The sequence below is a fragment of the Paenibacillus gallinarum genome, from assembly GCF_014836635.1.
GTDB lineage: Bacteria > Bacillota > Bacilli > Paenibacillales > Paenibacillaceae > Paenibacillus > Paenibacillus gallinarum.
In genome coordinates this window covers 903,782-922,262 of the sequence record NZ_JACSQL010000001.1, presented here as the reverse complement: position 1 = coordinate 922,262, position 18,481 = coordinate 903,782, and the positions used below count along the sequence as shown (strand labels likewise).

At 41.2% G+C, this 18,481-nt stretch carries 18 protein-coding genes and 1 other annotated feature; of the genes, 1 reads left to right on the top strand and 17 read right to left on the bottom strand.

Annotation, left to right across the window (positions count from 1 at the left end; translation table 11 throughout):
* Positions 1–12 precede the first annotated feature (12 nt).
* The 4 genes from argS to H9647_RS04460 form a co-directional block, all read right to left on the bottom strand.
* Positions 13–1,710 carry an arginine--tRNA ligase gene (argS, locus tag H9647_RS04475; RefSeq protein ID WP_191798503.1) on the bottom strand — a complete coding sequence of 566 codons (1,698 nt, stop codon included), beginning with the start codon at positions 1,708–1,710 and terminating at the stop codon, positions 13–15.
* A 53-nt stretch (positions 1,711–1,763) separates the two neighbouring features.
* Positions 1,764–2,025 (bottom strand) — a binding site (T-box leader).
* Positions 2,026–2,141: 116 nt separating this feature from the next.
* Complete coding sequence (locus tag H9647_RS04470) at positions 2,142–2,987, bottom strand: alpha/beta fold hydrolase (RefSeq protein ID WP_191798502.1); 846 nt, start codon at positions 2,985–2,987, stop codon at positions 2,142–2,144.
* 186 nt (positions 2,988–3,173) lie between these two features.
* Positions 3,174–3,521, bottom strand: a complete 348-nt coding sequence (locus H9647_RS04465; RefSeq protein WP_404822571.1) for a four-helix bundle copper-binding protein — start codon at positions 3,519–3,521, stop codon at positions 3,174–3,176.
* 111 nt (positions 3,522–3,632) lie between these two features.
* Positions 3,633–4,643, bottom strand: coding sequence for a CobW family GTP-binding protein (locus H9647_RS04460; protein ID WP_191798501.1), 1,011 nt, complete (start codon positions 4,641–4,643; stop codon positions 3,633–3,635).
* Positions 4,644–4,818: 175 nt separating this feature from the next.
* Between H9647_RS04460 and H9647_RS04455 the strand changes: the two genes are divergently transcribed.
* Positions 4,819–5,340: a MogA/MoaB family molybdenum cofactor biosynthesis protein gene (locus H9647_RS04455; RefSeq protein WP_191798662.1), complete on the top strand. Its 522-nt coding sequence runs from the start codon at positions 4,819–4,821 to the stop codon at positions 5,338–5,340.
* A 132-nt stretch (positions 5,341–5,472) separates the two neighbouring features.
* Here H9647_RS04455 and H9647_RS04450 read toward each other — a convergent pair whose 3' ends face one another.
* The 13 genes from H9647_RS04450 to H9647_RS04390 form a co-directional block, all read right to left on the bottom strand.
* Entirely contained in the window at positions 5,473–6,483 is a 1,011-nt protein-coding gene (locus H9647_RS04450; protein WP_191798500.1) for an acrylyl-CoA reductase family protein, read from the bottom strand.
* A gap of 328 nt (positions 6,484–6,811) precedes the next feature.
* Positions 6,812–8,257, bottom strand: coding sequence for a nicotinate phosphoribosyltransferase (locus tag H9647_RS04445; protein ID WP_191798661.1), 1,446 nt, complete (start codon positions 8,255–8,257; stop codon positions 6,812–6,814).
* A 55-nt stretch (positions 8,258–8,312) separates the two neighbouring features.
* Positions 8,313–8,858 (bottom strand): cysteine hydrolase family protein, encoded by a 546-nt coding sequence (locus H9647_RS04440; RefSeq protein WP_191798499.1) that lies wholly within the window; start codon positions 8,856–8,858, stop codon positions 8,313–8,315.
* A 23-nt stretch (positions 8,859–8,881) separates the two neighbouring features.
* Positions 8,882–9,679, bottom strand: coding sequence for an NUDIX hydrolase (locus H9647_RS04435; RefSeq protein ID WP_191798498.1), 798 nt, complete (start codon positions 9,677–9,679; stop codon positions 8,882–8,884).
* Positions 9,680–9,782: 103 nt separating this feature from the next.
* The gene (locus H9647_RS04430) at positions 9,783–10,187 is read right to left on the bottom strand and encodes a PaaI family thioesterase (RefSeq protein ID WP_191798497.1); all 405 of its coding nucleotides are present in this window, start codon (positions 10,185–10,187) and stop codon (positions 9,783–9,785) included.
* Between the two features lie 120 nt (positions 10,188–10,307).
* A complete protein-coding gene (locus tag H9647_RS04425) occupies positions 10,308–10,757 on the bottom strand; it encodes a RicAFT regulatory complex protein RicA family protein (RefSeq protein WP_191798496.1) in 450 nt (149 codons plus the stop codon).
* Between the two features lie 59 nt (positions 10,758–10,816).
* Positions 10,817–12,370, bottom strand: coding sequence for a tRNA (N6-isopentenyl adenosine(37)-C2)-methylthiotransferase MiaB (gene miaB, locus H9647_RS04420; RefSeq protein WP_191798495.1), 1,554 nt, complete (start codon positions 12,368–12,370; stop codon positions 10,817–10,819).
* A gap of 224 nt (positions 12,371–12,594) precedes the next feature.
* The gene (gene pduL / locus H9647_RS04415; RefSeq protein ID WP_191798494.1) at positions 12,595–13,167 is read right to left on the bottom strand and encodes a phosphate propanoyltransferase; all 573 of its coding nucleotides are present in this window, start codon (positions 13,165–13,167) and stop codon (positions 12,595–12,597) included.
* A 116-nt stretch (positions 13,168–13,283) separates the two neighbouring features.
* Positions 13,284–14,273 carry a dipeptidase gene (locus tag H9647_RS04410; protein WP_191798493.1) on the bottom strand — a complete coding sequence of 330 codons (990 nt, stop codon included), beginning with the start codon at positions 14,271–14,273 and terminating at the stop codon, positions 13,284–13,286.
* A gap of 131 nt (positions 14,274–14,404) precedes the next feature.
* A complete protein-coding gene (locus tag H9647_RS04405) occupies positions 14,405–14,665 on the bottom strand; it encodes a stage V sporulation protein S (RefSeq protein ID WP_007430104.1) in 261 nt (86 codons plus the stop codon).
* A 243-nt stretch (positions 14,666–14,908) separates the two neighbouring features.
* Positions 14,909–15,706, bottom strand: a complete 798-nt coding sequence (locus H9647_RS04400; protein ID WP_191798660.1) for a TIGR00282 family metallophosphoesterase — start codon at positions 15,704–15,706, stop codon at positions 14,909–14,911.
* A 94-nt stretch (positions 15,707–15,800) separates the two neighbouring features.
* A complete protein-coding gene (rny, locus tag H9647_RS04395; protein ID WP_191798492.1) occupies positions 15,801–17,351 on the bottom strand; it encodes a ribonuclease Y in 1,551 nt (516 codons plus the stop codon).
* A 332-nt stretch (positions 17,352–17,683) separates the two neighbouring features.
* A complete protein-coding gene (locus H9647_RS04390) occupies positions 17,684–18,427 on the bottom strand; it encodes a regulatory protein RecX (RefSeq protein ID WP_191798491.1) in 744 nt (247 codons plus the stop codon).
* Between the last annotated feature and the right edge of the window lie 54 nt (positions 18,428–18,481).

The window sequence follows — 18,481 nt, the reverse complement described above, 5'->3', positions numbered from 1 at the left end:
CACGTTTATAGATTACATACGTTCCGGTGTTTTCACTCCAAGCAAGGTGAGGATCTGATGAATCCGTTCACCTGTTACTTGTGCTATATATAGCTTATACTCCAGTTCTTGCGGTTCACCATCCAGAATACGTTCTTGATGATATAAACGATTAAATAACTGAGCCGTATCAATAACATACCTTGCGAGTACAGAAGGTTCTTTTAAACGGATTGCTTTTTCAAGATACTCAGGGTATCTTGAGAGATGTTTTAACAAATGCCAAGCAGCATCACTTATTGATATTTTATCTAACGCTATATAGGACCTTGCATTGCCCTGTGGAAGGATTTCTTGTGCTTTTGTAAGAAGACTTTGAATTCTCGCATACGCATATTGCACATACGGGCCTGTTTCGCCTTCAAAACTAAGCGCCTCTTCGAGTGAAAAATCGACCTCATTTAATCGATGATTTTTGAGATCTCCAAATACAATCGCTCCTATTCCTACCTGTTCAGCTACCTCTTCTGCATTGGGCAGATTCGGATTCTTTAAATTAATAATTTTATGTGCCCGCTGAACGGCTTCGTCAAGAACCTCTTCCAGAAAAACGACTTTCCCCCGTCTTGTGGACATTTTACGCCCTTCAAATTTCATTAAACCAAACGGAACATGGATGCAGTCTTCCGCCCAAGACTCGCCCAACTTGCGAAGAACTGCGAAGACCTGCTGAAAATGAAGCTTTTGCTCCGCACCGACTACATAAAGGATTTCATCTGCGCCCATTACTTCACGGCGATAAAAAGCGGTCGCGAGATCTCTTGTAGGGTAAATCGTCGTTCCATCCTGCTTAATAATAAGACAAGGCGGCATTCCTTCCTCTTCCAGCGGGACAACGAGCGCTTCATCGCTTTCAATGAGAAGACCTGACTCCTGGAGCTTTGTCACAATCCCTGCCGTTTTATCGATATAGAAGCTTTCGCCAAGAACATGGTCAAAGTCTACGCCAAGACGCTTATACATCCGGTCAAATTCCTGCATACTGATCTTAACAAAATAGTTCCATAATCTAGTGGCTTCCTCATCACCTTGTTCTAACTTACGAAACCATTCTCTTGCTTCTTGGCTGAGCGTCTGATCATCCTCTTCTTCATCATGGAACTTTACATATAAATTAAGTGATTCCTTGATGGGCTCTTTCGCCAGCTTAGCGTCATCCCCCCATCTTTTGTAAGCCGCGATTTGTTTACCAAACTGGGTTCCCCAATCTCCAAGGTGATTTACATTTTCTACGCTGTATCCTGCGATTTCGTACATTCGATATAGAGCGGCACCAATAACTGTTGAACGAAGATGGCCTACTCCAAAAGGTTTAGCTATGTTGGGAGAAGACATATCAATGACTACTTTTTTCCCTTCCCCTATAGAAAGCTTCCCAAAGCCTGGTTGACTTAACTGAGCAAATATTGCCTCGGCAGCAGTACTCCGTTGAAAAAAGAAATTGACATATGGACCCGTTGCCACTGCTGTTATTCCGGATTCTTGAATAGAAGCTGCCAGTTCAGCTGCTATGATCGCGGGTGATTTCTTCAGTGATTTAGCCAGCAAAAAACATGGAAAGGCAACATCACCCATTTCAGGTTGGGGTGGCTGTTCTAACATAGACTCTATCTCTTGCGCTGTCATATCTACATGTAAATCTAAAATCCCAGCAATCTTTTTCGTTAACATCCTTCCTACACTCCTTTAAAATTGGATATCAAAAAAAGCCCTCATCTCTGTATATCAGAGACGAGAGCTATTATTCCCGCGGTACCACTCTATGTGAATAGATCAACAATTCGCTTCTGCCAAATACATAACGATTGAGGTGTATCTATTCCCCTTATATGCGGGTAACGTCCGCAATGACCGGATACGCCTACTGCGATTTCGGCATACCATCTCCCAAGTGCGTTTCATACCAGATCCTGCATACCGGCTTCCACCATCCCGGTTCGCTAACAATACGGTGTCCTGGATTACTCTCTTGATCATCGAATGTATAATTTTGTAATATTATACATTTAGTATTTCTAAAGCGCAACTTTCTTTTGGCGAAATATTTTTGGGGTAGAGACTCTGTTTAACTAAATTGTTGATTCTTTGGCAAAGTAAAATGGTCATGATCCGGATGATAATGTTAATTTCACGAAATCTTTGAATGCTTCTTCTTCCTCTATGAATGGATTATGATTCGATTTTTCAAAAACCGTCAATTTGGCATCAGGTATTAATGTTGCTATTTCAATACAATATTCAACTGGACATTGTGCGTCATATTTTCCTGCAAACACATAGGTAGGAATATGTATCTTATTTAATTGATCACGAAGGTCAAAGTCTTTCATTTCTATTTTTCTAAAATAATCAAGACTTCTCCCAATGGTTCGTCCACTGTTCGGACGTGTTAATGCTTGCTTTAATTTTTCCTCAGAATGATACGACATTAAAGCCCATTCGTAGCTTAATTTCTCACGGTCTTCTTGTATTGTATTCGAACTATTAAGCAACTCCATAATTTTAATAATCCGCTGAAAATTTTTATTCTCCGTACAATAAATGCTTTTTGGGTGTCTAGCGTATTCGTTACTTGCAGCGGTACATCCGGCGATTACTTTTATTAGCGAATTGGGTGCTTCAATGGCATATTGTAGTGCAAGCATTCCTCCAGTTGAATGACCTGCAAAAGCCCATTTTTCCAAACCAAACGCTTCTCTAATCGCTTCTAAATCTTTAACCATTTCTTTTAACCTTAATTGACTATCGCTTTCAATTTCAGCTGATTTCCCCGCTCCCCTCACATTAATTAAATACACCTTATATTGTTCAGTAAATGGACTCGCAAACAAACTTCCTCGAACATCAAAAGCCATATAGAAATGTGTGATTGCTAATGGTTCACCTTCTCCGCATACAAAGTACTCAAATCGCCCTCTATCTGTTTCAACACAGTTTTCTTCCCACATGGCATTAACTCCTTTAGAAGTTTCTGTCTTTCTGTACTTTTAAGTTTATCTCATTAACTTCTTTAGAGAAATAAACTTAAAACAGAATAGAGTAATTAAAATGAAAATTAAAAAAAGCAGAACAAGGATGAAACTCCTTCTTCTGCTACTTCTCTTTCCTACTCATATATAAAAGGGAACAACACATCATACGGTCAAGCTCAGTGTTGAGCAGATCTCAGCACAGCGACGGCATGCTTCTACACTGCTTTGGCAATGAATATGTTCGAATTTCTCGCTTTCATTTGCACATTGTTCACAAGCTTTTACTACAAGAGCCAGAATTTCTTGTTCAAATACCGTTCCACGGCTAAGGGCTGCTGCTGCAAAGCTGCAAATTTCGGCTGCTTCTTTATTATACTTCATGCTTTCCCACAGGGAAGCTAGATCATATTCTTTTAAGCTGGATACATAGCATTTATTACACGCATTCATTGCTTCAATACATGCTGCAATTTTGGTTTGCTTGTCGATCTCTAAGTTTGTCATTGTCATTGTGATATACCTCCGCGTATTCGCTATTTGTTCTTCTATTACCCGAAGAACCGATACGCTAATCAATATGCATTGACAATACTTATAATTCGACTTTTTACGTTATATTTTTCATTCCGCCGGTTCTTCATAAGCTTCAAGCTGCCGTAATGACTGCTCTAACTCTGTTTTTGAGAAATGTTCTCCGATAAAAACACCTACATCTTCTAAACGATCACTGCTTCCGAGTTTCGTGAAATCTGTTTCACGATAAGCAAACTGGAACAAAAACCGACTATTGGTATCCGAAAAAGTGACAATTCCTTTTGCACGGTAGATATCTCTTGGTAACTGCTTTAACCACGATTCGAACTGCACACTATTAATCGGTTTTGAGAAATAATGAGTATAAGCCATTACATGATCATGTGAATGAGCATGATCAGATTCTGAACTATTATGACTCTCCTCATATGCGGATGCAGAACGGTGATCGGCAGACACGCCTGGAAGTTCATTCTCTCTTAAGATCGCTGTAGGTGAAGTGGCACCGTAGTTCGTCACATGAATCTCAGCATGTGGGTTCCATCTGCGTAAACACTCCCCCAGCTCCTGACGTTCCTCTTCAGTGACAAGATCGATTTTGTTCAGCAGCAATTGAGAAGCAGCACGAATTTGCTCTTGCATCAATCGAAAAGTTTTACCTTTCTGCTTCCTGTACGTATCTAGTAAGTGAATGCTGTCTACTACAGAGATCAATTCCCTGATTTCAAGTTTCACATATAAAGACGTGTCCGCAATTCCATCTAAAATTTCTACTGGATTTGCAGCCCCCGTTGCTTCAATCACAATCACATCAGGAGAGGAACGTTGTACCAATTCCACAAGCTGCGGAGCAAGGTCACCTCGTACAGAACAGCAAATACATCCACCAAGTATTTCAGCCATGCTTACATCTTTTCCAATGATTTCACCGTCAAGGTTAACCTCCCCCAGCTCATTCATTACAACAGCAGGCGTCATTCCTTTACTTTTCCAATACGCAAGCAGCTTTACTAATAATGTTGTTTTTCCGCTTCCTAAAAATCCAGATAAAATATATACAGGTATTTTCTTATTGTTAGTAGTTTGCTCCGTTGTCATCTTTCCTACTTCCTTCCCATCAGGTGCATTTCATTTTATTCAGCGACTAAATGATTCATGGTATTTAATATGTAGCTGCTTCATTTGTCTTCTAATACCCAACAAATATCCGCTTCGTTTGCGTCTGGTGAAGTAATCGACTAAAGTAGATTCATATCTTGATTTTGGAGGATTGATCTTTATGAATTCTGTCGAAGAGCATAAACAGGAGGCGCCAACTAATGTAAACTGTATGGTCATTACGGTATCCGATACACGTACCAAAGATACAGATACCGGTGGGCAACTCATGCAGGAACTTCTTCTTACAAACGGCTACGCTGTTGTCGATTATATCATTATCCCTGATGAGACGGCTACTATACAGTCCGTCATTCATCAAGCGGTAATGAGAGATGATATCGAGGCAATATTGCTAACAGGGGGTACGGGAATTTCACCGCGTGACAATACGTACGAAGCTGTACACTCTCTGCTCGACAAAGAACTTCCAGGGTTTGGAGAAATATTCCGATACCTAAGTTTTACCGAGGATATCGGCACAGCTGCTATTTTAAGTAGAGCGGTTGGGGGAACAATTGGTTCTAAAGCTGTATTTTCGATGCCCGGATCGAGGGGGGCAGTAAAACTTGCCATCACCCGGATTATTGCTCCAGAATTACGCCATATTATGCGAGAGATATATAAAAACAGTTAACTTATAGAAACACAACAAACAAGGCAAACTGTCGCTATCATCAGTTGCCTTGTTTGTTTAATGGAAGTAGAACCGTAGCTTAACCCATCATAAAGTGTGTCTATATAACAGTCCGTGGCAGTCTTCTTTATTCTATGACAACTTCACAACAGTTCGTCCAACTGCTTTACCATCCAAGATCCGATTTAACGTGGCTGGCAGTTCTTCAAGCGAAATTTCATTTACGACCAGTTGCAGCGCCGATGTGGGTTTCCATTCTTTACCGAGATGTTTCCAAAGCTGAGCACGTCTATCAGCCGGACAATATACAGAATCAATACCGATGAGCTGTACCCCGCGTAAAATAAATGGAATGACACTGGATTCAAACTGATAACCGCCTGTCATACCAGAAAGAGCCACTCCTCCTCCGTATTTCACGGATCCAAGCACACTCTGCAGCATTTTGCCTCCTACAGGATCAACTACCCCTGCATAACGTTCAGCAGACAAAGGACCTTTTCCCGTCTCATAAGCTTCTTCTCGTGTTATTACCTGTGTTGCCCCAAGCTTCTGAAGTAGTTCCTGTTCCTGTTCTTTCTTTCCTGTACTTGCGGTTACTTCAAAACCAAGGGCAGATAATATCGAAATTGCCATACTTCCAACTCCCCCGCTCGCACCAGCTACAAGAACCGGACCGGAATTTTGGTTTATACCTGTACGCAGCAGACTCTCTACTGACATCGCAGCCGTAAATCCTGCTGTACCAATCGCCATTGCTTCTTTGGTTGTTAAACCATCAGGCAGAGGTACAAGCCAATCACCGGGTACTTTCGCATAAGGACTATAACCGCCAAAGTGTTTCACACCCAGTTCATATCCTGTCGCGAGTACCTTATCTCCTTTTTTAAACCTAACATCTGATGACTCAAGAACCGTCCCAGCGAGATCAATCCCTGGAATAACCGGATATCCACGAACGACTTTTCCTTCTTCTATGCTAGCCAGTCCGTCTTTATAATTGACACTAGAGTATTCTACTTGAATCGTAACATCCGCTTCAGGCAAATCGGCTAGTGTAAGCTGTTCCACCCCTGCTCGAAACCCATTGTCATCTTTACGAACCATATATGCTTGAAACGTCTGATCTTTTACTTCGTTCATTTCTCGATCTCTCCTCTTTATCCATGCTTGTATACTTTACATGCTCCCATTGTTACATAACTTGCTACCATTTTCCATAAGTTATATAACAACTCTCTTCATAAAAATTACCCTATATATGAGGTGAGAAACACATAGACACAATTCTACTTTTATGTGCTATAGTCAGTAGTATTTTGACGGGAAATGCCATCTCGTGCGCTTTCCCGAGAAATAATTTTTGAATAATAAAGCAATTATTTCCCGGGTAAATCAGTGAGTATTTCAACAATGAAAAAGGCCGCCTTTCGGCGACCCTTTTTCATGAATTCCTTTACTGTTGAATTCATTAAGACTGAATATAGTCCGAAATCATTTTTTGTTTTAGATTCCAGGCAGCTGGGCTAATGTTCACCCGGTAGATTTCTGGATTTAACTTACGTAAATATTCTGGCCAGAACATACCAATCTGCTCGCGATGATACTCGCGAATTTGTTCTAACGTAGGCAGTTCGTAAACTTTCTTCCCTTCAACAAATATAGGCTCAAGCATAGTCACAACATCGTAATTTTTAATCGTCTTCTTCATGTAAGGATGTACGGGATTAAATAGTTGCAATGGTTCTTTCTGCTTTGGCTGTTCATCGTCGGGATAGCAAATATAATCAGCGATGGCTTTGTTCGTCTTAGGATCTACAAGCCGGTACACTTCTTTTTTACCCGGTGTCGTTACTTTCTCGGGATTCGCAGAGATCTTGATTGTCGGCTGCATGCCCCCTCTCACTTCACGTTCTACTAACTTATAGACGCCGCCAAGTGAAGGTTGATCTGCTGCTGTAATGAGCTGAGTACCCACGCCCCAAGTGTCAATCTGTGCTCCCTGAGCTTTTAGATTGAATATGGTGTGTTCGTCCAAATCATTAGAAGCTACAATTTTAACATATGGAAAACCGGCTTCATCAAGCATTTTTCTTGCCTGAATAGATAGGTAAGCAAGGTCACCACTATCGAGCCGAATAGCATTCATTTTCTTACCTTGGGCTTCCAGTTTCTTTGCCGTCTCAATGGCATGAGGTACACCGCTTCCGAGCGTATCAAAAGTATCGACAAGAAGTGTTACCTGGTCGGGCATTACTTTTGCATAGGCATCAAATGCCTCCTGCTCGCTTTCAAAACTTTGAACCCAAGAATGCGCATGCGTACCTGCTGTTGGAATACCAAACTGCTCACCAGCAAGCATGTTAGATGTCGCATCAAAACCTGCCACATAGGCAGCACGAGCTCCCCATATTGCCGCATCAGCTTCTTGCGCTCTTCTTGTACCAAACTCTAGTAATTTATTGTCGCCGGATACTTGTTTAATTCGAGAAGCCTTGGTAGCGATCAACGTTTGATAGTTCATAAAGTTTAAGATCGCAGTCTCAACAAGCTGAGCTTCCATAATATTTCCTTCGACGCGGACTAGCGGCTCATCTGGAAATACGAGTGCCCCTTCTTTCATTGCATAAATCGTGCCTTGGAAAGTAAACTGCAGCAATTCTTCAAGAAATGCCGGATCATAATTTTCCTCCTGGCTGGATAAATATTTAATGTCCTCCATTGTGAATCTGAGGTTACTAATATAATGTACAATCCGTTCAAGTCCTGCAAAAACGGCGTAACCATTTTTAAAAGGCAACTTGCGGAAATAAGCCTCAAATACGGCCTTGCGTTTGTGAGTTCCGTTCACCCAATGCGCGTACATCATATTAATTTGATATTTATCCGTATGTAATGCCAGGCTTGTGGTTTGCATCTGTCTCATCCTCTCAGGCCTCTAGTGAAGCCGCAAACAATTTCTATTGGTATGATTATCGGGTCTGCTTCGTCACGGTTGCACCTAGACTATTCTTAAAATGTCCCAGTGCCCACACATGACCTTCTGCGTTAAAACTGGCAGTTGCATCCTCGTATACCGTGATGGAAAAACCTTTGTTGTATGCATCAACTGCAGTATGGAGTACACATATATCGGTGCATACCCCAATCAAATGAACCTCGGTAATTCCGCGCTCACGCAGTTTCATCTCAAGATCCGTGCCCGCAAAGGCACTATATCGTGTTTTATCCATAAAATAAATGGATTCTTTATTGTCTTCGTACAATGTGCCGAGTCTGCCGTAAAGTTCTCTCCCCGCTGTATTTCGAATATTATGGGGGGGGAATAACGAAGTTTCCGGATGAAAGTGATCCTTCTCATCATGTAAATCAACGGCCATTACAACATAATCATTATTATGTATAAACTGTTTTGTAATGTCCACGACTCTTTCCTCAATAGCGATTGCGGGTTCCCCAACGGGTAAATTGCCATCCACAAAATCTTTTGTGTAGTCAATGACGATCAAAGCTTTCATCCTTTTCACTCCTCATCTTTTCTTTACGTATAAATGGATAGTCTTGGCCTCAGGTCAGTAAATCGGTAGAGCTGCGCTGGACGTTGGGAATACTGATTCGAGCTAAGCGGATTTCCCTCTTCATCTCTCACTTCTTCAATAATTCCCTTGCGGCTTCTCGTTGAAGTGATTTTACGAATGAAATTGGGTTCCTCAAAATCAGGAACGACACTCTGAATAACCTGATATAATTCACTGAGCGTAAAATGACGAGGCAAAAATTGCCTTGCAATGGTTGTTTGCAGCATCTGCTCTTGTATCCTTCTATAGGCATCTTCTATGATCGTTCGGTGATCGAAGCCAAGTTCCAGCTTATAAAGTGCTTCTTCTATCGTAAATAGCCCTACTTCTTCTGCGTCATCTGTTGCTTGCCTATGTTCAAGCATCCATTCTTCCACAAGAGCAAAAAACGCATGAGAAATAATCCAACCGCGCGGGTCTCTTCCTGGTCGACTATATACCCCAAGATACTCTAGATGTCCGCCATCTACACCGGTCTCTTCCATGAGCTCACGTTTTGCTGCATCGTAAATAGATTCATTTTCTTGACAAAATCCACCTGGCAAAGCCCATTTTCCAGCAAAAGGCCAAGATTTACGTTTAATCAGCATCACCTTGAGTTCCCTAATGGGAAGAGTTTTGGTGACCGTCTTACGCTCACGCTTCGTTAATGTAAACATGACAATGTCTGCTGGTACACCATCAGGTGTCCGATACTTCTTTTTTTGAAGCATTCGATCCGGATCATTATCTCCTGCAAAATGGTTGATTTCCTCGTTCATCTATTATCACCGCTATGATTTCATTTTGATATTTTCATTATGACATCATTATCTTGTTTGTCAACCGTATCCATATGAAGGTAAGCTAATCCTGTTGACTCCTTTATTTCTTAGGAACAACTAAACGGAAAGAAGCTGTAGCCATACAGCCTAACACTCCATCTGCATTTTTCACTTCTGCTCTTGTTGTTAAACTTCTTCCCGCTTCATGAATCACTTCGGCTGTTACCAAAAGTTCCCCTTCATGCATCGGTGCTAAATAATGAACGTTTAGATTTGTAGTAACACAGTTATCTATTTGTTTTCTCGCTACGGCTACCATCCCCATTGTTTGATCCATTAGGGATGATAAAACTCCTCCATGTACGATTCCCATAGAATTCGTATGTTTTTTCTCCGCAATCATAGAAACCGTAACTTTGTTATCTGTAGCTTCAATCAATTTGCAGCCTAGCAGCCCCCAAAAGCGGTCGTCTGCATCTTGTACCATTTGTTCAATTATCTTCATTGTGTAACTCCCCTCATGCTGTTCGTACTTTAGAATACCCTGTATCCTATGCTCTACTCTTATCATCCATTTAATTATACAGAAAAAGAGTACGGAAACATTTCCGCACCCTATACTGTATTAATCACATTGCGATGGAGGTGCATCCGTTCCTGTCTCCACGTTCACTTTCTCGGAGACCGTATCGTGGATGACTGACATCACAAGCTGTAATAAATAGTTTATATCACTCTGGCTTTGTTGGAATTCAGTAACTAGCGGAATGCCATCAATCTCATCCTGTAGTTGCTCGATCTCAGCTTCAATCTTCGCAACCATTTCTTTATTTTGAAAAGACTCAAAAGCTACAATTTCCTTCTGTTTCTTTTTCATCTTTTGGATGAGTCCTTGAATCCGTTCATGTTCTTGAATTTTAGCCTCAGCTTGTTTAAAATGTTGAACTTCTTCGCTCGTACCGATTAAATCAGCGAGCTCCTTGGCCTTATTCATAATATCATCGCGTATAATGAGATCCCGCGTTCGAAATGAAGGCATACCATATTGATTGACTTTCAGTTGATCGCTTTCCATAATGATCGCTCCATTCTGTTAGGTTGACTCATATTGCAATGTATCTCTTGTTGTATATATCAGTTATTTGCCGCTTGTGGTAAAGGGATCCAATCACCCTTAATGTACCAGGATTTAGCATCTTTGATTTCCACTTGTACAAAAGTACCAATTAATTCTTTTGGTCCTTCAAAATGAACAAGTTTGTTTCCACGAGTTCGACCAGACAGTACTTCGTCATTATTCTTGCTTTCTCCTTCTACAAGAACTTCGACTATTTGTCCTTTCATTCGCTCGTGTGCTTCAAAGCTGTATTCTTGAACGGCTTTATTCAAACGCTGGAGACGTTCTTTCTTCACTTCCATCGGAACGTTGTCTTCCATTACGGCAGCCGGCGTTCCTTCACGTGGTGAATAAATATAGGTATATGCAAAGTCAAATCCCACTTCCCGAACGAGTGACAGTGTATCTTCAAACTGTTCATCTGTCTCGCCAGGGAAACCAACAATGATGTCCGTTGTCAGGACAGCACCAGGGATGGTTTGTTTAATTTTGTGTGCAAGCTCAAGATAACGTTCACGAGAATACTTGCGACTCATTTTTTTCAGTACCTCAGTACTTCCCGATTGCACTGGAAGGTGAATATGTTCCACCAGATTTCCGCCTTTGGCAAGTACTTCAATGAGATGATCGTCAAAATCACGCGGATGCGAAGTTGTGAAACGCACTCTTGGAATATCAATTTTGCGAATCTCGTCCATGAGATCACCAAAACCATACTTAATATCCGTAAAGTCTTTACCATACGCATTCACGTTCTGCCCTAGCAGGGTGATCTCTTTAAAACCTTGGCGAGCTAAGTCACGGACTTCCGCAATTACATCTTCAGGCCGGCGGCTACGCTCTTTACCGCGGGTGAATGGAACAATACAGTAGGTGCAGAACTTGTCGCATCCATACATAATGTTAACCCATGCCCGCAAACCTTGACGTTTCTTAGGCATATTTTCAATAATATCGCCTTCTTTGGACCACACTTCAACGACCATTTCTTTGCTAAAGTAAGCTTCTTTGATTAGATAAGGCAGTCTATGAATATTATGTGTTCCAAAAATCATATCGACAAACCCATGCTTCTGCAGGATACGGTTTACTACATTTTCTTCTTGTGACATACATCCACATACACCAAGTAACAAATCCGGTTTCTCCGTCTTCAGATGTTTCAGATGACCTAATTCTCCGAATACTTTGTCTTCGGCATTTTCACGAATTGCACAAGTGTTTAAAAGAATGATATCCGCTTCCTTACGATCTTCGGTCGGCTGATACCCCATCTCTTCCAGCATCCCTTTGATCGTCTCAGAATCATGTTCATTCATCTGGCATCCATAAGTATATACCAGATAATGTTTTCCTTTACCGATCGCTTTTAGTTCCTCAGGAATTGCATTATCATACAATACCTCAATATTCTCTTTCCCCCGTTGTTTCTCGCGTTTGTGATTAGGCTCCGATATAATATTGATTTCACGTCCACGAATCCGGATTTTTTTGCCGAATTCATCCTCAGAGAGTACTTTTGCATCCGAAAAATCAAAATACTTGGAGTAATCCTTTGTATCTTTCGTCATGGTAGATCGGTCACTCCTTACGCTAAATCTATTTCGTATTTCCTATCCATCATCGATCATCAATATCCAACTCAAAAAGGCATTACATCAAATTATATCATGATTCACAGTCCATATCTACCGTACTTCCCCATCATAAACATACAAAAAAAGGGTTGTCCCCTTTGGTTTAAAAAACCCACCGGAACAACCCTTTCTTATTTCGTACTTATAAGGACGGATGTTTAGCCAATAATTTCTGCTACATCACCAGTTTTAGCACCAGCTGCGTTTGCTTCGTCTGTATCGATATGCATATCAAGAGCAAAGGAATCAGATACGCGTGCAATGACATTTTCCAAAACAAGACCACGTTCTCCGCCAAGGCGAACTTTTAACATATCTTTATCTTTAATGCCCCATTTTTCTGCATCAGAAGTATGGAAATGAATGTGTCTTGCAGCTACAATCACGCCTTCTTCCAAAGTTACTTCGCCTGCTGGTCCTTTTAGAGTAACACCAGGTGTACCTTCAATAGATCCTGATTCACGAACTGGAGCTTTTACTCCGATTGCAAAAGAATCGGTACGAGAGATTTCCAATTGGCTTGCCGGACGTGCCGGTCCCAAAATTCTAACTTTATCAAATTGGCCTTTTGGTCCAATAACAGCAACGGTTTCGTTCGCTGCAAATTGTCCAGGTTGGGACAACGGTTTAAATTCAGTCAATTGATATCCAGCTCCAAACAAAGCTTCAACATGTTCTTGGGTTAGATGGATGTGACGTGCAGACACACCTACTGGTACTGTTTTAGTCATTTCAAATAACACTCCTTAATTCTCTGTCTATATATTTGGTCCGTCCTATATTATACCCACATTAAGACCAAATTGAAAAGGCATCCTTCACTTTCAATTCTTTTTATGAATATAAATCAAGGTTTTCCCTTTAAATTTTCACATAGAAATGAAAGCATATTATCATACATAAACTGTCTGACTAATGTCTCGGGATAGTGTTTCTGCAATAGTTCTACAAGATCAGGATACTTACCTGGATGTTCAAGACCTTCTATCCACTGAGGTATACCATCAAAGTCCGATCCAAACATGATATGGTCGGCCCCTCCCAAAGCACAAACGTGATCGATATGTTTTAAGAGATCGGCTTTCGTTACTTTTCCTTCCTTTTTCACAAACCACGGTACAAATGTCATACCGATTCGTCCATTCAGTGTAATGATCGCACGAATCTGATTATCAGTAAGGTTACGAGGATTGGGACAAATTGATTTTACATTGGAATGGGAAGCAATCACCGGTTGTTCTGACATATCTGTAAGCTCCCAAAACCCTGCCTCTGATAAATGTGATACATCTATAATTAGTCCTATATCATTACATTTCTTAATGAGCGCCTTCCCCTTGTTCGTAAAGCCTCCATTTCGTTCTTCCAATATTCCATCTGCTGCCCAGTTCGCATAATTCCACGTGACACCAATAAACCGAACACCCTTTTCATAAATGAGATCTAGATAAGAAAGATTCCCTTCAAGACCATCCACACCTTCAAGTGATAACAAACTCCATATTTGATTCCTTTGCTTCCATTCCTCTTGATAAATAAAATTACGAAGTTCCTCTGCATCTTGTTTCCATCGTAAAGGCCGTAAACCCTCCGTATAGCTCTTTTGCTCGATTAGGCTGTCATATATCTCTAATTGTTTATAGACATGTTCAAATCGCGGTGTACCCAGCCGTTCGGATAAATATATTGCAAATGTTTGAAGTGCTACCTTCCCCTCCTGTAGCCTGCTTATCGTTACGTCTAGTTTAGAATCGTTTAGAAACTCAAGACTCGGTTCCAACTGCATTTTATATAGTACATCACAGTGCATATCAACAACTGGAATATCTAGCTTCATAAAAGAACTCCCTTCACCTTTTTAGCATTACCGCCATAAGAAGCTCATCATGTACTCATTCTTTTTATATGCATGGATACGCAAAAAAGCCCATTTGCAACGAGTGCAAACAGGCTAAGATTACGACTTATTTATCTGGGTTCTACAATCAATTTAATTGCTGTCCGGTCCTCCCCGTCGATTACGATATCCGTAAAGGCAGGGATACAAATAAGATCAACTCCGCTCGGTGCCACAAATCCCCGGGCAATGGCTACTGCTTTTATTGCTTGATTAAGAGCTCCTGCACCAATCGCTTGCAGTTCAGCATTTCCGCGTTCTCTTAGAACACCTGCTAATGCACCTGCGACTGAATTCGGATTGGACTTGGCTGAAACTTTTAATACGTCCATGGTAAGTACCTCCCCTGGGAATAGGATGATGGATTGTTTCCACGACATGGTCCAACATGTGACAAATGCAGCTACTGAACTGAATATCTCGCCCTCTTTGGTGCATGCAATAGTCCGCCCGAATGTTTTTAGCTTGATCTTTTGATTGAACAGACTCTAATAAATGTTATTCGCGAGAATGTAAAAGATTCCTTCTTTTTATCAGGTGCTTGCGTCCTGGCCAAAAGAGGTCTAACGAATCCTTTATTCCATTCGCCACTCATCTTCGACCAACCGGATTTTTTCAATCTTTGTTGCTTTACCCGTGTTTTCATCGATATCAACAATAACCGCGTGGAAATGCCATTTTCCTTCGTCCACATTAAATCGTACTGGCAGACTGGTTAGAAATTTATGAATTACAGCTTCCCGTTCCATACCCAAAATTCCATCTTTCGGTCCTACCATCCCAACATCGGTGATCGCAGCAGTGCCTTCCTCTAATATTCGCTCATCATTGGTTTGCACATGAGTATGCGTACCTACAACAACCGAAGCTCTGCCATCCAAATAATAGGCCATCGCAATTTTCTCGGAAGTTGCCTCCGCATGAAAATCAACGAGAATACATTTATGTTTCTTCTTGAGCTCATCCACCAGTTCATCGGCTTTGCGGAAAGGATCATCTAGCGCCGGTAAAAAGGTCCGGCCTTGTAAATTAACAATAGCCAATTCCTTTCCATTTGCCTTGATTACTGCATGGCCTTTTCCTGGTGTGGAATCTTCCGGAAAATTAGCGGGACGAATCAAGCGAGGTTCATCATCGATAAATTCAAAAATATCACGATTGTCCCAAGTGTGATTCCCCATTGTAATTCCATGAACTCCCCAGTCAAAGAATTGTCTGGCAATGGACTGAGTTATCCCTCGGCCCGATGCTGAATTCTCACCATTTGCAATAATGATATGAGGATTATATTTTGTTTTGAGTAATGGAAGGTTTTCCTTCAATGCTTTCCGACCAACGCTACCAACTATGTCTCCAATAAATAGAACTTTAATGTGTGTTGCCTCCTTTTAACCTATATACGAGAAAATTAATCATCTATGAATGAGAAAAGTGGCCGAAGCTCGGCCACTTTTCTTCGTTTCATTCTTATTTAGCGTATTCTACCGCACGTGTTTCTCGGAGGACCGTTACTTTAATATGTCCTGGATAATCTAGTTCGTTCTCAATCATTTTCGAAATATCGCGTGCTAAGCGGAACGCTTCAGCATCATCGATCTTATCTGGTTGTACCATGACGCGAATTTCACGACCTGCTTGAATCGCGTAAGATTTTTCAACTCCATCAAATGATTCGGAGATCGCTTCGAGTTTTTCCAAGCGTTTAATGTAAGTCTCCAGTGTTTCACGACGTGCTCCCGGTCTTGCCGCGGACAAAGCATCAGCTGCTCCGACCAACATCGCAATAACAGAAGTGGCTTCTTCATCACCATGATGTGATGCAATACTGTTAATAACAACAGGATGTTCTTTATATTTTTTCGCTAATTCCACGCCAATTTCCACGTGTGAACCTTCCACTTCGTGATCCAGCGCTTTACCAATGTCATGCAGTAGACCAGCTCTCTTGGCAAGTACGATATCTTCACCAAGTTCTCCAGCCATTAGCCCTGTCAGGTAAGCAACTTCCATCGAATGCTTCAACACGTTTTGTCCATAGCTGGTACGGAATTTAAGTCGTCCAAGAATTTTGATTAAATCTGGATGTAATCCATGAACTCCTACCTCGAAGGTAGCTTGTTCACCGTACTCACGAATACGTTCATCCACTTCTTTACGAGATTTTTCAACCATCTCTTCAATACGTGCAGGATGGATTCGTCCATCTGCTACTAGTTTTTCCAAGGCGGTTCTTGCAATCTCGCGGCGAATTGGGTCAAAGCCAGAGAGAATAACTGCTTCCGGAGTATCATCAATAATGAGATCAATCCCTGTAAGGGTTTCAAGCGCACGAATGTTACGGCCTTCACGACCGATAATACGTCCTTTCATCTCTTCGTTAGGCAATGTCACGACCGATACTGTAGTCTCGGCAACATGATCAGCTGCACAACGCTGGATAGCCAGTGTAATAATCTCGCGGGATTTCTTATCCGCCTCTTCTTTCGCTTGTTGCTCAATATCCTTAATCATTTGAGCCGTTTCATGACGAACTTCTTGCTCTACATTGGACAGAATGATGCTACGAGCATCTTCCATCGTCAGATTGGAGATTCTTTCAAGCTCCGTTACCTGACTCTTGTAGATTGTTTCAATTTGTTGCTGCGTCTCATCAATTCGCTTCTCTTTGTTGGCCACTTGTTCTTCTTTGCGTTCCAAGGAATCCATTTTTTTATCCAGCGATTCTTCCTTTTGCAACAATCGTCTTTCTTGTCGTTGAATTTCATTTCGACGTTCACGAATGTCTTTTTCAGCTTCGGTACGTACACGATGGACTTCGTCCTTCGCTTCAAGTACCGTTTCTTTCTTCAGTGCTTCTGCATCTTTTCTCGCATTTTCTACGATTTGGACTGCAGCTTCTTCAGCACTGGAAATTTTAGCTTCAGCTAAAGATTTGCGAATAAAATATCCGGCAAGGAACCCAATAATCCCAAAAACTAAAGCGGCAACAACGAGAATTAACCAGGCGATAGCATCCATTCTGTTCACCTCCTCGTTGATTCCTCCAAGGGATTTCTCCTTGGGATATTCATGTTTTGTTTTTTTGCATTTCAAGACTTCACATTTACAAAAAATCCATACAGTGAAAATTCACTGTTTCTTTTTTTGTACACGCCAGGGCATGTACACTCTACCGCCGCAGGACATGGCGGGCTTACACTACAACCTTTATACAAGACTCTACAACAAATGTACTTTTTTGGAAGGAAAAAATACTTTTTTTGTTGTATAGGCTCATGTACATTTTAGTATTCGTGTTAAGATATTGTCAAGAGAATGAACATTTTCGGGACCTCAGTTACCACATTTTACTAAAAATACTCATCAAACTCCTGTTCCTCCTCAGAGTTCTCTCGTACAAGCTCTTCCATAACCTTTCGTGTTACTTCTCCAGAGTACCCTCTTCTCATTAAAAAGGGATAAGTTTTACGTTTCTTTTCATTAAGATCGCCTTTGATCTGATTCCATTTTTTGCGTCCAACCATTAGTGCGCTGTTCCACTCTTCTTCCACACTGATTTCACCAAGAGCTTCCGTAATGTCTTCTTTGGCAATGCCTTTTTGACGAAGCTCTTGACCTACCCACAGTTTTCCCTTGCGATGGTTTGAAATACGCTGTCTAGTCCATTCTTTAGCATATAACGAATCGTCAATGAGTCCCTCTTGCTCAAGTCTTGTTAATATTTCTTCAATAATAGGTAATGTAAACTCTTTTTCTTTTAAATTTTTTGATATTTCAAGCCGCGTTCTTGCTTTTCGTCCGAGAAAACGAAGTCCCTGTACATAAGCACGCTGCCTTTCATCTGCAATTATGATTTCTTCCAACTCATTTTTATGAAAAACGTTCCCTTTTATCATTCGATATTTAATCATCACATCTTCAAGAACGGATAATTCGTATTCACCAAAATAGATGATATACCTGGCATTGCGTCCTTTCATCTTCTCTACACGGGTAATTTCAAGCTTTTGCTCAGGAAAGTGGCTCACGCCTCTTTGCGCTTCTTCATTGTTATCAAACTCTTCGTATTCTCTCAATTTAGCCCGTCCCCCCATACTTGTTCTACTATCGATCGTCTATCAAACATACGCCATAAAACAAAAAAACCG